The following is a 17,461-nucleotide window of genomic DNA, read 5'->3' as shown; positions in this document are numbered from 1 at the left end:
TGGCGTTCATCATCTTTATGTTTGTTATCGATTTTGCCCGCCTTATGGATGCGATAGACAATATCTTCTCACACTTCAAAAGATGGTTAACAAAAAGTTAAAAAATTTCTAGCTTTTCATATGTTATCCTTGAAAAAGGTCAGCGTGCGTTCCTGTCCGGACAAGATGTAATTTGTCTCTTTCAATTCTATAAATCAGCAGCCAATCTGGTTCAATATGACTATCACGGCAACCCGCCCAAGCGCCTTTTAAGGGGTGATCGCAATAATATTTCGGTAATGGTTTTTCTTCAATCAACAGGCTTAATAGTGTACGCAGTTTATTCATATCCTTACCGCGTTTTTCTACTTTGCGTACGTCACGCTTGAATTGTACTGAACGAACAGGCGTCAGCATATCAGATGCCTAAGTCCTTAAATAGCGCATCCGCGTTTTCGAATGTTTTACCTTTTCCTTCGTCTAGTTCCTTTATGGCTTTGCGTGTGGTGCTATTGGGGACTTTGACATCGAAAGGTAAGCACCCTTCTTCAGCTACACGCAAAAATGTCATGCGGATGAGATCTGATGCGCTTAAACCCATACGCTCTAGGGTGATCATTGCTTGTTTTTTCATTTCAGCGGGGATACGGGCGCGAACGATAGAATCAGCTTTCATAGTCATTTCTCCATTCATTAACCTTTTTTATAATGTAGCTACATTGTGGCTCTAGGTCAACTTTTTATAAGTGGAAACACTTTGGACATCTGATTTTGCGCGCCTTATGGACGCACTCGAAAATATACTCTCACACCTCAAAAGGTGGTTAACAAAAATTTGAAAGGTTCTTCTTTAAAAAGAAATTGATATTACTCATAAGTTAAACCATGTTTAACTAGGTTAAACATTGTGTAATCATTAAACTTCTTAAAGAGGAAATATGATGGGTATAAAAAGTGAACTTATAGCAGCTAAAGTAGATATAAATCTAAAAAATGCGTTTATGGCTATAGCTGAAAGAAAACACCGTCCAGCATCTCAAATTTTACGTGATCTTATCCGTGTTTACGTTGAAAATAACAAGATACCTAATCAGGAAACGCTTGAAACTTTTCATAAAACCGACAGCAATGAAGATGTTTTTTATGCTAAAAATATTTCTGATTTGATGAAGCAACTGGATATCTAAGTATGCGTTCAGTGAGCTATTCAGGAAAGTTTAAAAAGGATGTAAAACGAGCAAAAAAGCGAAGAAAAGATATGCAAAAGCTTCTAGAAGTTATGCAACTTCTAATTCATAAGCAGCAATTGCCAGCTATTTTAAATGATCACGCATTATAAGGAAATTGGGAGCCTCGTCGAGATCTTCATATAGAGCTAGATTGGTTATTAATTTATATAGTTGATGAAGAGCGATTCCATTTTGATAGGACAGGTACACATTCAGATTTATTTCGATAAGAAGTCGCTTCTCAATCCCCGAAAAGAAGTCCTGATTCATAATCATTAGATAGAAAGACATAAGGATTTTTGCTAGAATCACTATGAAAAAATTATTCTTTCTCAAGGATTTTTTTAGATGCTAACACTGTTTGGTAAAACCTTACGCAAGCTTCGTATTGATCATTCTGAACGTCTATTAGATATGGCTGAGAAATTAAACATATCTGTACCATTTTTATCTTCTGTAGAAATTGGCAAAAAGTCTGTTCCGGTAGGAATGGAAGAAAAGCTCATTGAACTCTACGCGTTAGATGAAGAGACAGCCTTCCTTTTAAGAAGGGAAGCAGATGCTTCTCGCACAAGTTTTACAATCAAGCCTTCAAATCCGTTGAGTCGTGAAATTGTTGGTATGTTTGTTAGACTTTTAGATGCTTTTTCACAGGAAGATTTAGAAGCATTCAAACAATTCTTAGAAACGCTTAACGAAGTAAAAAGAAAAGAGAATGCTACTGTTGCAGAGGCATGATTTGAAAATCTATTCCCTCACTTTTATCGACGCATCCCTCACCTTAAAAAAACATATGGAAAATCAATAAGTTATTTGGAGAAAAAAAGACTATGGCTCCCCGGGCCGGATTCGAACCAGCGACCAACCGGTTAACAGCCGGTTGCTCTACCACTGAGCTACCGGGGAACAGTGCCCAATTATCCAACTGAAAGGGCTATAGCAAAGCAATACTGATTTGCAAAGGGTAAAATTGCTTTTTTTAAAAAAAATATCAAAAACTGCATAATAAAGAGGAAAAAAGGTTAGAGAAAATTTCTATACCTTGACGGATGCGTTACCTTCCCTTATTGACACTCCTATATTTTTTGATGAGGCCTCGTGGCGGAATGGTTACGCAGAGGACTGCAAATCCTTGTATCCCGGTTCGATTCCGGGCGAGGCCTCCAGTCCGATTTTAAACAAAATGGTCTTTAAGGATAATATGCGCAAATAAACTGTTCTTACCCGTGATAAAACGCTTTGCTATGAAAAATGAGCGGTTAGAATATCATTGTTGACTGTAGCGTATTTTTTGTAACATCCGTAGTAAAAGATTTCAGGTCCTCATTGTCGCTGTTTTGTTGTATGTAGGAGAAAAGGGGCATTATGGTTGCAGATTTTGCAGAGCTTCGCCGCAAAATGGTTGACAATCAAATTCGTACAGTAGATGTAACGGATTTATCAGTTCTTGAAGCGTTTTTAACGGTATCGCGTGAAGATTTTATACCGGAAGATATGAGAGCTTTGAGTTATCTTGATACCGATATTCTTTTATGTTCAGAGCAAAGTGAGGCATCTGCCCGTTATTTGATGGCACCTGCGTCTTTAGCAAAGTTACTACAGCTTGCGGCTGTAAAATCATCGGATATTGTGTTGGATGTTGGTGCAAATAGCGGTTATTGTGCAGCATTGCTTTCAAAATTTGCGGGGTTTGTGATTGCGTTAGAAGCTAATAAAACTCTTTTGAAACGAGCTGCTGAGACTTTAGAACGTAATCAGTATAACAATGTGGTTGTGGTTCATGGACCATTAGAGCAAGGATACGCTGTTGAGGGGCCTTATGATGTGATTTTGATTGAGGGGTCTGTTGATTTTATTCCAGAGTATATCTTTGATCAAATGAAAAACTACGGGCGTCTTGTTGTGGTTGAAGGGCATGGTAATGCCGGTGTTGCGCGAATCTATGTGAAAGAAGATGGAATTATTTCAGTGCGTCGTGCCTTTAATCTTGCTGTAAAATGTCTTCCTGGTTTTTTAAAAGCACCTGACTTTGTGTTTTAATGCTTGTTTTGTTTGTGAATAAAAGATAGTTTTATGATTACTTTGGGGTTTTCTATCGTGTGTATTGTATTCAAAATAAACAAGAAGTTTCAGGTGTGTTTGTTTTTGGCGCTAAGTGTTTTTCTCTCAGGGGCAGTTTGTGCTGAAACATTGATGGATGCTTTTGCTAAGGCTTATGTATATAATGCTAAGTTGAATAGTGAACGTGCGGCTGTGCGTATATCAGGTGATGATGTTGTTATTGCAAGGTCAGGGTTATTGCCGCAAATTGAAGGGGTTGGGAGCTATGGGCGAAATAAGTCCATTGCAGGGCCTTATAATACTTCTGGATCTTTAGGGATAAGATTAAATCAGAGGTTATTTGACGGTTTTATCACGCAAAATATATTTTTTTCAGCTCAGGTTAAACTGCAAGCCCAGCGCGAGTATCTTCGTAATGCTGAACAAAATATGTTTCTGGATACAGTAAAAGCGTATGCTGATTTGTATCAAGCACGACGTATTGCCGATCTTCGTAGGGAAAATTTGGCTGCTCTTGAAGAGCAAGTTCGTTCGAATAAAGCAAAACTTGATGTAGGAGAAGGGGGACGTGTTGACTTTGCTCAGGCACAAGCGGCGCGTTCTGTGGCTGTTTCAGAGCTTAGTCTTGCACGTGCTGATGTAAAGTCAGCAGAGGCTGTTTATCGACAAATTGTTGGTTCTGATCCTGAAAAGTTGAAACGTCCACGGCTGGCAGGAGGGTTGCCGGTAAATCTTAATGCTGCTTACCAAATTAGCGTTGCACTGCATCCAGCAATTCTTTATGCAAAATATTTAGTTGATGCTAGTTTTTATAATGTAAAGGCAAAAGAAGGGGCATTGCTTCCTAAAATTGATTTTTCTGCATCGGCATCTTATAATCGTATTTATAGTGGTCCTGGGGAGGATGGAGTTTCTAAATCAATAGGATTATCACTTAGTGTTCCAATTTTTGAAGGTGGGCGTACGTCTGCGCAGATTCGTCAATCAAAGGAACAGCTTGGGCAGGCTCATCTCCAGCTTGATTTGGCTCATAGTAATACAAGGCAAGCACTTACTTCTGTTTGGTTCCAGTTAGAGGGTGCACGCTCATCTGTCGTTGCTTATCGTGACAGTGTTCGTGCTGCTGAAATTGCCCTTAAAGGCCGTGTTCAAGAAAATCGTGTTGGGCAGGCAACAACATTGGATGTTTTAAATTCTCGGACTCAGTTGATTAATGCTCAAATTGCACTTGCGATGGCAGAGCGTAATGCTGTTGTAGCTAGTTATGGTGTTCAATCTGCCATTGGTAAATTAACTGCAAATTATTTAGGCTTGAAAACGGTTAAGTATAATTGATAAAAACATAAAAATGGTTCTTTGAATATGCTAAAGAGTTCTAATCTTTAAAAGATCAGTAAATCGATAGTTCAGCATGTTAGAAAATAGAGCAGTTAGGTGTTGTTTTTTTATTAATGAAGAAATTTATGTGCAGCATCATCATCATGACAAAGTGGCGTGTTGATCTTATGATTCTTTTGCTTACACTGGAAGTGTGATTCTGTTTGTGGTTGCGTTTTTGAGAGGTTTTTAAGTATGGTACAGAGTTCAAGCGTTTTACGTGAGCCAAGTATGGATGAGATTTTGACATCTATTCGTGAAATAATCGAGGAGAACGCAGTTCAGCCTGATCACTTTTCAAATGAAGGTATTGCAGTGAATGCCTCTACAGAGCATTCAGCAGGACTATCGGAAGGTGTTTATGATACAACCCTATCGGTTGATGATGCGATGAAAGCCCTGGCTGATCGTATTGGTCTTTCTTCTGAAAAACAGGATTTTTCTTTAACGCAAGAGAAAGAGAATACAGAGGCGGAAAATAATACGGTTAGCGTGGATATGCAAAAGATAAAGCTTTCCTCTGGAGAACAGCGTTCTGTCCATAAAACAAAAGAATGCAGTGATGAGGCGTTTGTATCGCAGTCAGAAAATATGACTGCTGATCGTGTAGAGCTTTCTGCGTATTGTATTTCTTCTGCGGAGAAGATTGCAAAGGATGTGTTACGTCCGGCTATAGCAGAATGGTTACAGCGTAAATTGCCTATTTTACTTGAAGATATTTTACGAGAAGAGATCGTTAAGGCAATTAAGAAATCATCTTAACTGTTTTTTTCATTATTTGCGTTTTTCATTTTGTTTTTTATGAGAGTTTCGTTTGCTGTTTTGCAGGATTAATGTGAGCAAATGAAGTTTGTGGAGAGTATGATCGGATTTGAGATCGTACATTGCGCTTTTCAGCGGCGTTATGGGTGAGGTGAATGATAGAAAAAAACTATGATGCTGCTTCCATAGAGCAACGGGTTGCAAAAAAGTGGGAAATTCGTGGTGCTTTTAAAGCCGGAGTGGGTTCAAAAAGTGGTGCAGAACCTTTTTGTGTTATGCTTCCACCTCCGAATGTTACGGGCTCGCTTCATATGGGGCACGCGCTGAATACAACAATTCAAGATATTATGGTTCGGTTTCAGCGGATGCGTGGCAAAAATGTGTTATGGCAGCCTGGTATGGATCATGCAGGGATTGCAACGCAAATGGTCGTTGAGCGTCAGCTTGCAGACCGCCAACAACCAACGCGTCAAGAAATGGGCAGAGAAAAGTTTATTGAGCGTATTTGGGAATGGCGTCATGAGACTGGTGGGGTTATTGCCAATCAATTACGGCGTCTTGGTGTTTCATGTGATTGGTCACGTGAGCGTTTTACGATGGATGAAGGTTTATCTCAAGCTGTTCGTGAGGTTTTCGTTACGCTTTATAGGCAAGGGTTGATATATAAGGATAAGCGTCTCGTTAATTGGGATCCTAAATTATTGACGGCTATTTCTGATCTTGAAGTTGAGCAAAAAGAAGTCAAAAGTCATTTGTGGCACTTTAGGTATCCACTTGAAGGTAAAGTTTTTGATCCAAATGATGCTACTACTTTTATAACAGTTGCGACAACACGACCAGAAACAATGCTTGGTGATACGGGAATTGCGGTTAATCCCGAAGATGAGCGTTATAAAAATCTTATAGGTCAAAATGCTATTTTACCGCTTGTTGGTCGTAAGTTGTTGATTGTTGGTGATGCTTATGCCGATCCTGATGAGGGAAGTGGTGCTGTAAAAATTACACCAGCACATGACTTTAATGATTTTGAAGTGGGAAAGCGCAATGATTTACGTTTGATCAATATTTTTACGCAAAAAGCTGAGATTTTTTTACGTGAAAATGAAGCTTTTTTTGATGGTTTGGTCTTATCGGATGAATTAAAAACATTGGTGGAAAATTTAGATCAATCTGATCGTTTTGTTGCACGCAATCAGATTGTTTCTTTGATGGAAGAGAGAGGATATTTAGTTACTGTTGATGATCATTCGCATACTGTTCCTCATGGAGATCGGAGTGGGGTGCCTATTGAGCCTTTTTTGACAGATCAATGGTATGTTCATGCTGCAGAATTGGCTAAGCCAGCAATAGAGGCTGTTCGTCAAGGAAAAACGCGATTTGTGCCGGATAGTTGGGAAAAAACTTATTTCAATTGGATGCAAAATATTCAACCTTGGTGTGTTTCACGCCAATTATGGTGGGGACATCAGATACCAGCTTGGTATGGTCCTGATGGTAGAATTTTTGTTGAAAAAAGTGAAGAAGAGGCTTTAGCTGCTGCTCTTTCTCATTATGGTGAAGTGGTTAAGTTGACTCGTGATCAGGATGTTTTAGATACTTGGTTTTCATCAGCACTTTGGCCTTTTTCAACGTTAGGTTGGCCCAATAAAACGGCTGAATTAACCACCTTTTACCCAACGTCTCTCTCGGTTACGGGGTTTGATATTATTTTCTTTTGGGTTGCTCGTATGATGATGATGGGGCTTCATTTTATGGGTGAGGTTCCTTTCCCAACGGTTTATGTGCATGCTCTCGTACGGGATCAGAAGGGGGCAAAAATGTCAAAGTCGAAGGGAAATATTATTGATCCATTAGAGCTTATTGATCAATATAGCGCAGATGCACTCCGTTTTACTTTGGCCATTATGGCAGCACAAGGGCGTGATGTCAAACTTGATCCTTCTCGTATTGCAGGTTATCGTAATTTTGCTACAAAATTGTGGAATGCTACCCGATTTGCGAAGATGAACGGTGTTAAGCATGATCCAACTTTTAAGCCAGAAAAAGCAAAACTTGCACTTAATCGTTGGATTTTAACAGAATTATCTAAAACTGTTTCGGCAGTAACTACCGGTATTGAAAACTATAAGTTTAATGAGGCTGCTAGCGTACTTTACCGCTTCATTTGGAATACACTCTGTGATTGGTACTTAGAACTTCTCAAGCCTGTCTTTCAAGGTTCCAATGAGAATGCTAAAAATGAGGCTCAGGCATGTACTGCTTGGGTTTTGGATGAAGTTTATAAGCTTCTTCATCCTTTTATGCCTCATATGACGGAAGAGTTGTGGTCTCTAACAGAAACGCCAAGCATGAAGCGTGAGGATATGCTGGCATTGATACAATGGCCAGAGGGAATATTTGCAGATGAAGAGGCTGCTGCTGATATTAATTGGCTTATTGACGTTGTCAGTGGCATTCGATCTGTGCGTTTTGAAATGAATATTCCCGCGGGTGTGCTTGCACCCCTTGTTATTGTAGAGGGAGGGGAAGTAACGCGAGAACGTGTGCAACGTTATGATGCTCTTCTTAAAAAGTTAGCCCGTATTGAAACAATTCGTTTCTCTGATAAAGTTCCAGCTGTATCAGCGCAAATGATTTTAGGAGAGGCGGTTTTTTGTTTACCATTGGGGCAATTGATTGATTTGGAAGCTGAACGTGCTCGTTTGATGAAAGACGTCAGTAAAATTAAACAAGATATTGAAAAAATATCAGTTAAATTAAGTAATCCGAAATTTATAGCAAATGCAAAACCGGAGATTGTTGAGGTTGAACGTAAAAGAATTGTAGAATTGCGTGCGGCGCAGAAGAAAATATCTATTGCTTTAGAACATTTAATGTAATCGAATCTTTTATTTTCTTCTTCTCATGAAGAAATATTATGCTACTAATGCACAGATTTTCTTTGTAGAAAATCTCTTTTTCCTTCAATTCCATCTTATGGTGTTGCTTGTTAATATTATAACAAAAAATCAACAGAGTTTTTATGTTGTTACGTTTATGAAGTAGTCAGTTGTTATATTTATCTCTTTTAAAAGTTGGTTACTGCTAACGGTTAATTAATCGTATGTTACATGTATTCTAAAATTTTTCTTCAATACATATGTCCTTCTATTGGATAGCTTTTGCTGATTAGTAATAAGAGTGTTTGAAATAACCAAATACTATAATATCAAGTAATCTGATACAAAATATACAAGATGATTTATGCTAAAAAAATCAAATTGTTGCACAGAAAAGGAAAACATTCTTTTAGTTGGATATGTGGGGTTATTTCCATTTATTTACCTTTTTTGTTAAAATGCTAATTTCGAAATATCTTGTTTCTCTTTTACTAAGAAGAATATTTCGAATGCATGCAAAGAGATTTGTAGCAGATGTAACAATTAAAACTGAGATAAAGGGGGGATTTTTAGATGGTAAATAGGCTTAAGGTGTTTCGAAAAGCTGTGATTATTATTACTTTGGGGGGAATTCTTTCTATTGCTTATGGAATAGATGTAAATAGCTTGCAGAAAGCTACTGATAATTCGTTTTATTTTTTGAAACGCGGTATGTCTGCTTATAAAAATGGGCAAATAAATCAGGCTATTCCAGCTTTACATTGTGCAGCCAGCATGGGCAATATTGGAGCGAACTGGAAACTTGGCTATATCTATGCAAATGGCGATGGTGTGCCTGAAGATGATTATAAAGCATATACCTTTTTCGCATATATTGTTGAAAAAGGCGCTGATCTTGGTTCCGAGAATGAAAGCTATGTTTCTGATGCGTTGGTTAAGCTTGCTGGGTATATAAAAAAAGGCATTCCTCAATCACCTATAAAACCTAATTCTTTTTATGCTGCTAATCTTTATATGCAAGCTGCGGTAAATTATGGAAATCCTATAGCTGAGTATTATCTAGGAAAAATATTTTTAAAGGGAGAGGGAAGAGAGAAAAACCTTGTACAGGCAGCGCGATGGTTTCAGCTTTCAGCAAGAAAAGGGAATGCTCCTGCGCAAGCAATGCTTGGAAATATGCTTGTTCAGGCAGGAAAAAAAGTCCGCGGTGTTGCTATATTAACTGCAGCTTATGAAAAAGCCAATGCAAAAGACCGAGATTGGATCCGTTCTATGCAACAGCGCGCTTTTGCCATTTGTGATGAATTTGAGCGACGTATGGCAATGTCTCTGGTTGATGATATTCTAAAAAATAACAGTTTTTGAATATTTTTCACAATGTTTCTTAGACTTTTTTATAACAGGATTTGGATTGCCATTTGGGTCTTAATTGGGAAAAATTTGTTGGTTATCATCATGTAATAACTAATGGCTGAGGATTTTAGACAAAAATTCTTGTGCACGTGGTGTTCTAGCTTGCGGGGCAGAAAAGAACTCTTTGGATGAACAATCGTCAAGAATTTTTCCTTGATCCATGAAAATAACACGTTCCGATACTTTTTGAGCAAAACCCATTTCATGCGTGACACAAATCATCGTCATACCTTCTTCAGCTAAACTGATCATGACATCTAGTACTTCACCTACCATTTCAGGATCTAGGGCAGATGTGGGCTCATCAAAAAGCATAACGAGCGGATCCATAGTTAATGCACGTGCAATAGCAACACGTTGTTGTTGCCCTCCTGAAAGCTGACCGGGGTATTTATCTTTATGTTCAATGAGTCCAACGCGTTCAAGATATAATAAGCCGCGTTCAAGTGCTTCTTTTTTCGTGCGCTTTAGAACTTTGATTTGTGCTATTGTTAAATTTTCTGTGACAGATAAGTGTGGAAAAAGCTCGAAGTGTTGAAATACCATTCCTACATGGCTGCGCAACTTAGATAGATTCGTCTTTTTTGCATGAACTGGTACTCCATCAATCCAAATTTCACCTTTTTGGAAAGGCACTAAAGCATTAATAGTTTTAATGAGTGTTGATTTACCTGAACCTGATGGCCCACAAACGACAACAACTTCCCCTTTGTTAATATTGGTTGTGCAGTTTTTAAGAACATTAACTTCGCCATACCAGTTGGAAACATTTTTTATTTCGATCATATGAGTAGACATTTTTTCTTCCTGTTAGCGAATAATGGATACTTTTTTCTGTAAATATAAAACTATTTGAGACAGCGTAAAACAGATAACAAAATAGAAAATGGCTGCCAAGACATAAGCTTCTTGCTTCACACCAAAATTGTTAGCAACAATATCGAAACCATTCAGAAGGCTGTTGCCACTGATTGCATAAACAAGAGTTGTATCCTGAAAAAGTATAATAACTTGTGTTAAAAAGACTGGTAGCATGTCTCTAAAGGCTTGGGGGAGAATTACAATATACATATTTTGCCAATATGTCATTCCGAGAGCCTGCCCTGCATATTTTTGTCCTTGCGAAACTGAATTTATACCGGCGCGCATAATTTCGGCGAAATAAGCGGTCTCAAATGCAGTAAAAGTAATAAGGGCTGATTTATTTGCACCGATTGATGTTCCGGTAATGAAAGGTAAAAGCACAAAAAACCATAAGATAACCATAACAAGCGGTATTGAACGCATAGCAGTTATATAAATTATTGCAAGCGAAGAGAGCAGTTTAATAGAAGAAAGCCGCATCATCGCTAAGAGTGTGCCGAAAATAAATCCAAAGACCGTTGCAAAAAGGGTTAGAAAAATACTAAAGAGCAAACCTGATAAAATGTAAGAACAAAATATATCAAAAGTAAAAAAAGAAAAATCAAAGTCTAAAAAATTAAAAGGAGAATAAAGTCGAAACTGAGAGTTCATGAAATCTATCATATTCAATGTCCCTCTGTTTGCAAATTAGGAATTTTAAGCATTTGTTCAATTAGTGTCATAATTACGAATATGAATAAGGCGATCACAATATAAAGAATCGTAACAAGCAAATAGTTTTCGTAAACATGACTTATTTCTTCAATCGTTTGGTATTGAAATTGCATAAGTTCATTTATTGAGACTGCGAATGCTATAGACGAGTTTTTTACAATCCCCATTGCTTCTGAAGTAAGAGGCGGCATGATTGTGCGTATAGCACGCGGTAATATGATATAGCGATAAGTTTGAGATGTTGTAAATCCCATTGCCATCGCTGCATAGCGCTGTCCAGAAGGGATAGATTCAATTCCTGAGCGAACCTGTTCTGCGATGCGTGCAGATGTAAAAAATCCTAATGCACATGTTATTAAGAGAATGGGTGAAAAATTCATTGCTGGTGGGTAAATCTTAGGCACAACAAAATACCATAAAAACACTTGTACAAGGAGAGGAATGTTACGCATAATTTCCACCCAGATACACCCAATAGTACGGAATAAGCAATTGGTTATCGAAGTATTAGGTAGAGTGCGCATTGTCCCTATAGTAACACCACAGAATACAGCCAAGATTAGTGAGGTGATGGAGAGTACAACTGTATTTCTTAAACCATCGAGCAAAGTATCCAAATAAGTATGACTCACGCCAGGAGTTCCGAGACACCCGGCTACCATTGTTTGGGTAAGGTCATCTGTACAAAGGAAAGAAAAGTCCATTAATTAATATTTCCTAAATTTAGCCATTGACAAATAGGGCAACAAATCTGCCTATATTTACATATGCGGAATTTATTCAAAAAGGAACTAAAACATAACCACACTCAATTTTCAAAGAGTGTGGCTATATTTTTAAAGAATTCTACAAATTATTTTCTGTATAGTCTTCTCGAGGTTTATTGTTTGGATGTTCCCAAGCATATTTTGTTGATTGTGACAAGGGAAGGTTGATAATAGCATTTGCAGGTGGGGTTGGTTTCATAAACCATTTATCATAAAGTTTTTCGAGTGATTCGTCTTTGATTTGACGCAAGATGCTATCATTGATTGCTTGTTCGAAGTTTTTGTCATTTAATCTGAGCATACAGGCGATAGGTTCGACTGAAAGTACGGTATCAAGAATGACATAATCAGATGGATTTTTTGATTTGGCGATATGTCCAGCAAGAATTGAGGCATCCATGACAAAAGCATCAGCACGGCCAGATTCTAGTAATAAGAAGCTATCTCCATGATCTTTTCCTTTCACAACCTTAAAGTGAAGTTTTTTTGCGCGTTTATTTTTACGTATAAGCTGAACAGAGGTTGTTCCAGTGGTTGTTGCGATTGTTTTTCCATTTAAATCCTCAAGGGACTTAATATGAGAATTTTTCTTTACGGCAATCCGAACTTCTTCGACATAAGTGGTATAAGCAAATGCTGCTTCTTTACTACGAGAAATATCGTTTGTTGTTGAGCCACATTCAAAATCATAGGTACTGTTTTTTAGTAAAGGAATTCTATTTTGTGACGTGATGGGAAGATAATGAATTTTGATTGGCTTACCAATTTTTTTTGCAATGTCATCAATGATAAGCTCTGCCATTTCTGTGTGGAATCCTGCATATTTTCCATTACCAAGAGCATAGGCTAAACCTGATGATTCGCGAACACCTAGAGTGATTTCCCCTGTTTTTCTAATTTTTTCAAGTGTATCATCTGCAGCTCTCGCTATATTTATCAGCCCAATAGCGCTTATGACTGCTGCAATGGATATTAAAAGTGATTTTTTCATTCTTTCCTCAATATACTTACCATTTTTCATTTTTTTTTAAGATTGTCGCAAGCTGTGTAACATATTTATTATTCGTGGTGGGATATTTTTTTGTTATTCTAATAAAACAGGTATTGTACTTTAATGTGCTATGTTAATTGAAATTAAGGTGGATCCAAACGGGAGTATGGTCCGATGGTTTTGGGTATCCTCTTACTTCCGTTTGGCTATAAGCGCAGATAAGCTGATCAACAGCTTCTGGTGATAAGAGCAGGTGATCAATACGAATGCCGTTGTTTTTGCTCCATGCACCAGCTTGAAAATCCCAGAAACTGAATGGGGGAGTATCTGTAACGTTACGGATAGCATCATAAAAACCTAAATGGACTATGCGTTGGAATGCTTGTCTTGTTTGTGGAAGAAATAAAGCGTCATTACTCCATTCTTGAGGATTTTTTGCATCTAATGCGGTCGGAATGACATTATAATCACCAGCTAGGATAAGAGGTTCTTCATACGCAAGCAATGATTTTGCATGTGTATACAATCTTTCCATCCATTCTATTTTATAAGAGTATTTTTCGCTGTTAATTGGGTTGCCATTCGGAAGATAGAGCGATGCAACACGAATAACACCTTTATTTGTTGAATAAACGGCCTCAATGTAACGCGATTGTTCATCATTATCATTGCCTGGTAATCGGCGGATAACTTCATCAGGTGTTTTTTTGGAGAGAATCGCAACGCCATTAAAACTTTTTTGTCCGTGCATTTCTATGTGATAGCCTAAGCCTTCGATTGCATGACATGGAAAATTTTCATCGGTACTTTTTGTTTCTTGTAGACAGACTATATCGGGCTGATTTTTCTGTAGCCATTTATATAATGTTTCATGTCGTGCTTTTATTCCAGCGATGTTCCACGTTACTATTTTCATGATGCTCATCTTAAATATCACGTACAATTCGTTGAATTACTACGATCGAAGTGTTCTATAAATACTCTAGATATGTTGCGGCTCTTTTTGTTGTGTTGAGAATATTACTATGGTAAAATGATTTAGCAAGAACATCTGTAAAAGCCAAATTTAAGGTATAATTTAATTTATTTTCATTTTTAAGAACTTTCTGGTGTTTAGTTCTTGACGAATGTATGTGTTCTCGCTATTAGAGGTTATCGCAACCGATGGTTAAGAGTGATTAAGGTTTTTTGTTTATAAAAATATCATTCTAACAGCGGTTGTTTTACAAAGATTAAAAGCAAATGCCAGTGCAAAAGGCTATTGCCTTCTCTGCGTGTAGTCGGGTAAGCTGTTTCTAGCAGGCATGCCCGATTTTGTGTTTAATCTTAATGTATTTGCTCTGATTGTATCGGAGTGGATGGATAAAAAATAAAACCCATTTGGGTGAGACGAACATAGATCAAAATCAAAGAGGAAGGTTGCATGCCTACCGTAAACCAGTTGATTCGCAAGCCGCGTGTAGCGCCAGTTAAGCGCAATAAGGTTCCTGCTCTTCAGTCGAATCCGCAGAAGCGTGGTGTTTGTACGCGTGTCTATACAACGACACCGAAGAAGCCGAATTCTGCTCTTCGTAAGGTTGCTAAAGTCCGTTTGACAAATGGATTTGAGGTTATTGGTTATATCCCCGGGGAGGGGCATAATCTTCAAGAGCACTCGGTTGTGATGATTCGTGGTGGTCGTGTGAAGGATTTGCCAGGGGTTCGTTATCACATTATCCGTGGGTTGCTTGATACACAGGGTGTCAAGAATCGTAAACAGCGTCGTTCAAAGTATGGCGCGAAGCGTCCAAAATAATTATTGAGAGACAGAGACCATGTCCCGTCGCCATAGAGCAGAAAAACGTGAAATTAATCCAGATCCCAAATTTGGTGATTTGGTTATTACAAAGTTTATGAATGCCATCATGTTTGATGGTAAGAAGTCAGTTGCTGAGCGTATTGTTTATGGTGCGCTTGATGTTGTGGAAAATAAGGTGAAGTCAGATCCTGTGGCTTTGTTTCATCAGGCGTTAGAAAATGTTGCTCCTCATATTGAGGTTCGTTCGCGTCGCGTTGGGGGTGCTACTTATCAGGTTCCGATTGATGTTCGTCCTGATCGTCGTCAAGCTCTTGCTATCCGTTGGTTGATTGCTGCGGCGCGTGGTCGTAATGAGACGACAATGATTGATCGCCTTTCTGGTGAATTGATGGATGCGGCTAATAATCGCGGTTCAGCAGTGAAGAAGCGTGAGGATGTTCATCGTATGGCTGAGGCTAATCGTGCCTTTTCTCATTATCGCTGGTAGGTGTGTTAAAAACTAAGGCAAGTGCAATGGCTCGCGAATATAAAATTGAAGATTATCGTAATTTTGGTATTATGGCGCATATTGATGCGGGTAAGACCACAATGACTGAGCGTATTTTGTTCTATACCGGTAAAAATCATAAAATCGGTGAGACGCATGATGGTGCTTCTACAATGGATTGGATGGAGCAGGAGCAAGAGCGTGGTATTACAATTACCTCTGCTGCGACCACGACTTTTTGGAAGGGGCCTGATGGTCGAAAGCGACGCTTTAATATCATTGACACGCCGGGGCATGTTGATTTTACGATTGAGGTTGAGCGTTCTTTGCGTGTTCTTGATGGTGCGATAGCGTTGTTGGATGCAAATGCTGGTGTGGAGCCTCAGACAGAAACTGTTTGGCGACAGGCTGAGAAGTATCGTGTGCCGCGCATGGTGTTTGTTAATAAAATGGACAAAATAGGTGCTGACTTTTATCGTAGTGTTGAAATGGTTGGTTCGCGATTGGGGGCTAAAGCGCTTGTTTTGCAGTTGCCGATTGGTGCTGAAAATGATTTTGAGGGTGTTGTTGATCTTGTGGAGATGAAGTCATTAAGGTGGGATGGTTCTATTGGCGCTTCGGCAGTCGTGGGAGACATTCCTTCTGATTTAAAGGAAAAGGCTGAGGAGTATCGCGAAAAATTAGTCGAGATGGCTGTTGAGGTTGATGAGGCTGCGACGGAAGCTTATTTGGATGGTGTTATGCCGACCAATGAGCAGCTTGTTGCTCTCATTCGTAAGGGGACTGTGGAGGTTCAGTTTCATCCAGTTCTTTGTGGTACAGCTTTTAAAAATAAAGGTGTTCAGCCGCTTTTGGACGCTGTTGTTTCTTATCTTCCTTCTCCGGTTGATGTTCCTGCGATTAGTGGTGTTGATGTGAAAACTGAGGTTGAAACAACACGTGAATCTTCAGATGATGCTCCGCTTTCTATGCTTGCTTTTAAGATTATGAATGATCCGTTTGTGGGGTCTTTGACTTTTTGTCGTATTTACTCTGGTAAGGTTCAAAAAGGTATTTCTCTTGAGAATACGGTGAAAAAAAAGCGGGAACGTTTGGGGCGTATGCTTCAAATGCATTCAAATTCTCGTGAAGATATTGAGGAAGCGTTTGCTGGTGATATTGTTGCTCTCGCAGGGTTAAAGGAAACGACAACGGGCGATACTCTTTGTGATCCCCTAAAGCCTGTTATTTTGGAGCGGATGGAATTTCCAGAGCCTGTTATTGAAATTGCAATTGAGCCAAAAACAAAAGCAGATCAAGAGAAGATGGGTATTGCACTTAACCGTCTAGCGGCAGAAGATCCTTCATTTCGTGTAAAATCAGATGAGGAATCGGGGCAAACAATTATAGCAGGTATGGGTGAGCTTCATCTTGACATTATTGTTGATCGTATGCGACGTGAGTTCAAGGTTGAAGCTAATATTGGGCAGCCTCAGGTTGCTTATCGTGAGTCAATTACAAAAATTGCGGAAATTGATTATACGCATAAAAAACAGTCTGGTGGTGCGGGGCAGTTTGCTCGTGTAAAGATTATTTTTGAACCTCATGATGGAGATGATTTTATTTTTGAGTCGAAAATCGTTGGTGGAGCTGTTCCTAAAGAATATATTCCTGGTGTTCAAAAGGGGATTGAGAGTGTTATGGGGTCGGGTCCTCTTGCGGGTTTCCCTATGCTTGGTGTAAAAGCTACTCTGATCGATGGTGGCTATCATGATGTTGATTCTTCTGTCTTAGCTTTTGAAATAGCTGCTCGTGCGGCTTTCCGTGATGGGGCAAAGAAGGCGGGTGCACAGCTTCTTGAGCCGATCATGAAGGTAGAGGTTGTGACTCCGGAAGATTATGTTGGTGATGTCATTGGTGATTTAAATTCTCGTCGCGGTCAAATCGCGGGCACTGAGTCACGTGGTATTTCAACGGTTGTGAATGCAATGGTTCCTTTGGCGAATATGTTTGGTTATGTGAATAGTCTTCGTTCGATGAGTCAGGGGCGTGCACAGTATACAATGCAATTTGATCATTACGAGCCTGTCCCTTCGGCTGTTGCTTTAGAGATTCAAAAGAAATATGCGTAATTTTGGATTGCATGATTGATTTTTTAACT

The 17,461-nt window shown here is 38.9% G+C and carries 17 protein-coding genes, 2 tRNA genes and 1 pseudogene; 12 read left to right on the top strand and 8 right to left on the bottom strand.

Features of this window, described 5'->3' with window-relative positions; genetic code table 11:
* Positions 1–123: 123 nt before the first annotated feature.
* A complete protein-coding gene (locus tag MCQ_RS08310) occupies positions 124–396 on the bottom strand; it encodes a type II toxin-antitoxin system YafQ family toxin (RefSeq protein ID WP_006924730.1) in 273 nt (90 codons plus the stop codon).
* Between the two features lies 1 nt (position 397).
* On the bottom strand, positions 398–655 hold the full coding sequence (locus MCQ_RS08305; RefSeq protein ID WP_006924728.1) for a type II toxin-antitoxin system RelB/DinJ family antitoxin: 258 nt from the start codon (positions 653–655) through the stop codon (positions 398–400).
* Between the two features lie 262 nt (positions 656–917).
* Between MCQ_RS08305 and MCQ_RS08300 the strand changes: the two genes are divergently transcribed.
* The 3 genes and pseudogenes from MCQ_RS08300 (at position 918) to MCQ_RS08290 (ending at position 1,946) form a co-directional block, all read left to right on the top strand.
* Entirely contained in the window at positions 918–1,166 is a 249-nt protein-coding gene (locus tag MCQ_RS08300) for a ribbon-helix-helix domain-containing protein (protein ID WP_245256389.1), read from the top strand.
* 2 nt (positions 1,167–1,168) lie between these two features.
* A pseudogene (locus tag MCQ_RS08295) lies at positions 1,169–1,438 on the top strand (type II toxin-antitoxin system RelE/ParE family toxin).
* A 118-nt stretch (positions 1,439–1,556) separates the two neighbouring features.
* On the top strand, positions 1,557–1,946 hold the full coding sequence (locus MCQ_RS08290) for a helix-turn-helix domain-containing protein (RefSeq protein ID WP_006924725.1): 390 nt from the start codon (positions 1,557–1,559) through the stop codon (positions 1,944–1,946).
* Between the two features lie 93 nt (positions 1,947–2,039).
* Here the strand turns inward: MCQ_RS08290 and MCQ_RS08285 are convergent.
* Positions 2,040–2,114: transfer RNA gene (locus tag MCQ_RS08285), tRNA-Asn, on the bottom strand.
* A gap of 186 nt (positions 2,115–2,300) precedes the next feature.
* On the opposite strand from MCQ_RS08285, the gene MCQ_RS08280 reads away from it, so the two are divergent.
* The 6 genes from MCQ_RS08280 (at position 2,301) to MCQ_RS08255 (ending at position 9,652) form a co-directional block, all read left to right on the top strand.
* A tRNA-Cys gene (locus MCQ_RS08280) sits at positions 2,301–2,374 on the top strand.
* Positions 2,375–2,573: 199 nt separating this feature from the next.
* Positions 2,574–3,248 (top strand): protein-L-isoaspartate O-methyltransferase family protein, encoded by a 675-nt coding sequence (locus MCQ_RS08275; protein ID WP_006924724.1) that lies wholly within the window; start codon positions 2,574–2,576, stop codon positions 3,246–3,248.
* Positions 3,249–3,281: 33 nt separating this feature from the next.
* Positions 3,282–4,604, top strand: a complete 1,323-nt coding sequence (locus MCQ_RS08270) for a TolC family outer membrane protein (protein ID WP_006924723.1) — start codon at positions 3,282–3,284, stop codon at positions 4,602–4,604.
* A gap of 237 nt (positions 4,605–4,841) precedes the next feature.
* Positions 4,842–5,408: a DUF2497 domain-containing protein gene (locus MCQ_RS08265; RefSeq protein WP_006924722.1), complete on the top strand. Its 567-nt coding sequence runs from the start codon at positions 4,842–4,844 to the stop codon at positions 5,406–5,408.
* 155 nt (positions 5,409–5,563) lie between these two features.
* On the top strand, positions 5,564–8,287 hold the full coding sequence (locus MCQ_RS08260) for a valine--tRNA ligase (RefSeq protein ID WP_006924721.1): 2,724 nt from the start codon (positions 5,564–5,566) through the stop codon (positions 8,285–8,287).
* Positions 8,288–8,860: 573 nt separating this feature from the next.
* A complete protein-coding gene (locus tag MCQ_RS08255) occupies positions 8,861–9,652 on the top strand; it encodes a tetratricopeptide repeat protein (protein WP_006924720.1) in 792 nt (263 codons plus the stop codon).
* Positions 9,653–9,751: 99 nt separating this feature from the next.
* On the opposite strand, the gene MCQ_RS08250 is transcribed toward MCQ_RS08255, so the two are convergent.
* The 5 genes from MCQ_RS08250 to xth all read right to left on the bottom strand — a co-directional run bounded on the left by MCQ_RS08250 (position 9,752) and on the right by xth (position 13,952).
* Positions 9,752–10,498, bottom strand: a complete 747-nt coding sequence (locus MCQ_RS08250; RefSeq protein ID WP_006924719.1) for an amino acid ABC transporter ATP-binding protein — start codon at positions 10,496–10,498, stop codon at positions 9,752–9,754.
* A 12-nt stretch (positions 10,499–10,510) separates the two neighbouring features.
* The gene (locus tag MCQ_RS08245) at positions 10,511–11,227 is read right to left on the bottom strand and encodes an amino acid ABC transporter permease (protein ID WP_006924718.1); all 717 of its coding nucleotides are present in this window, start codon (positions 11,225–11,227) and stop codon (positions 10,511–10,513) included.
* Between the two features lie 2 nt (positions 11,228–11,229).
* Positions 11,230–11,982 carry an amino acid ABC transporter permease gene (locus MCQ_RS08240; protein ID WP_006924717.1) on the bottom strand — a complete coding sequence of 251 codons (753 nt, stop codon included), beginning with the start codon at positions 11,980–11,982 and terminating at the stop codon, positions 11,230–11,232.
* A 142-nt stretch (positions 11,983–12,124) separates the two neighbouring features.
* On the bottom strand, positions 12,125–13,036 hold the full coding sequence (locus MCQ_RS08235) for a transporter substrate-binding domain-containing protein (RefSeq protein ID WP_006924716.1): 912 nt from the start codon (positions 13,034–13,036) through the stop codon (positions 12,125–12,127).
* A 133-nt stretch (positions 13,037–13,169) separates the two neighbouring features.
* Positions 13,170–13,952 carry an exodeoxyribonuclease III gene (gene xth, locus MCQ_RS08230; RefSeq protein ID WP_006924715.1) on the bottom strand — a complete coding sequence of 261 codons (783 nt, stop codon included), beginning with the start codon at positions 13,950–13,952 and terminating at the stop codon, positions 13,170–13,172.
* Between the two features lie 507 nt (positions 13,953–14,459).
* On the opposite strand from xth, the gene rpsL reads away from it, so the two are divergent.
* The 3 genes from rpsL to fusA are packed head-to-tail and all read left to right on the top strand — an operon-like array spanning position 14,460 to position 17,432.
* Entirely contained in the window at positions 14,460–14,831 is a 372-nt protein-coding gene (gene rpsL, locus MCQ_RS08225; protein ID WP_004859227.1) for a 30S ribosomal protein S12, read from the top strand.
* 19 nt (positions 14,832–14,850) lie between these two features.
* Complete coding sequence (rpsG, locus tag MCQ_RS08220) at positions 14,851–15,321, top strand: 30S ribosomal protein S7 (protein ID WP_006924713.1); 471 nt, start codon at positions 14,851–14,853, stop codon at positions 15,319–15,321.
* Between the two features lie 26 nt (positions 15,322–15,347).
* Positions 15,348–17,432: an elongation factor G gene (fusA, locus tag MCQ_RS08215; RefSeq protein ID WP_006924712.1), complete on the top strand. Its 2,085-nt coding sequence runs from the start codon at positions 15,348–15,350 to the stop codon at positions 17,430–17,432.
* Positions 17,433–17,461 lie beyond the last annotated feature (29 nt).

The sequence above is a fragment of the Candidatus Bartonella washoeensis Sb944nv genome (genome assembly GCF_000278135.1).
Taxonomy (GTDB): Bacteria; Pseudomonadota; Alphaproteobacteria; order Rhizobiales; family Rhizobiaceae; genus Bartonella; species Bartonella washoeensis.
The sequence above is the reverse complement of the archived record's forward strand: the minus strand, read 5'-3'. Positions and strand labels throughout refer to the sequence as shown.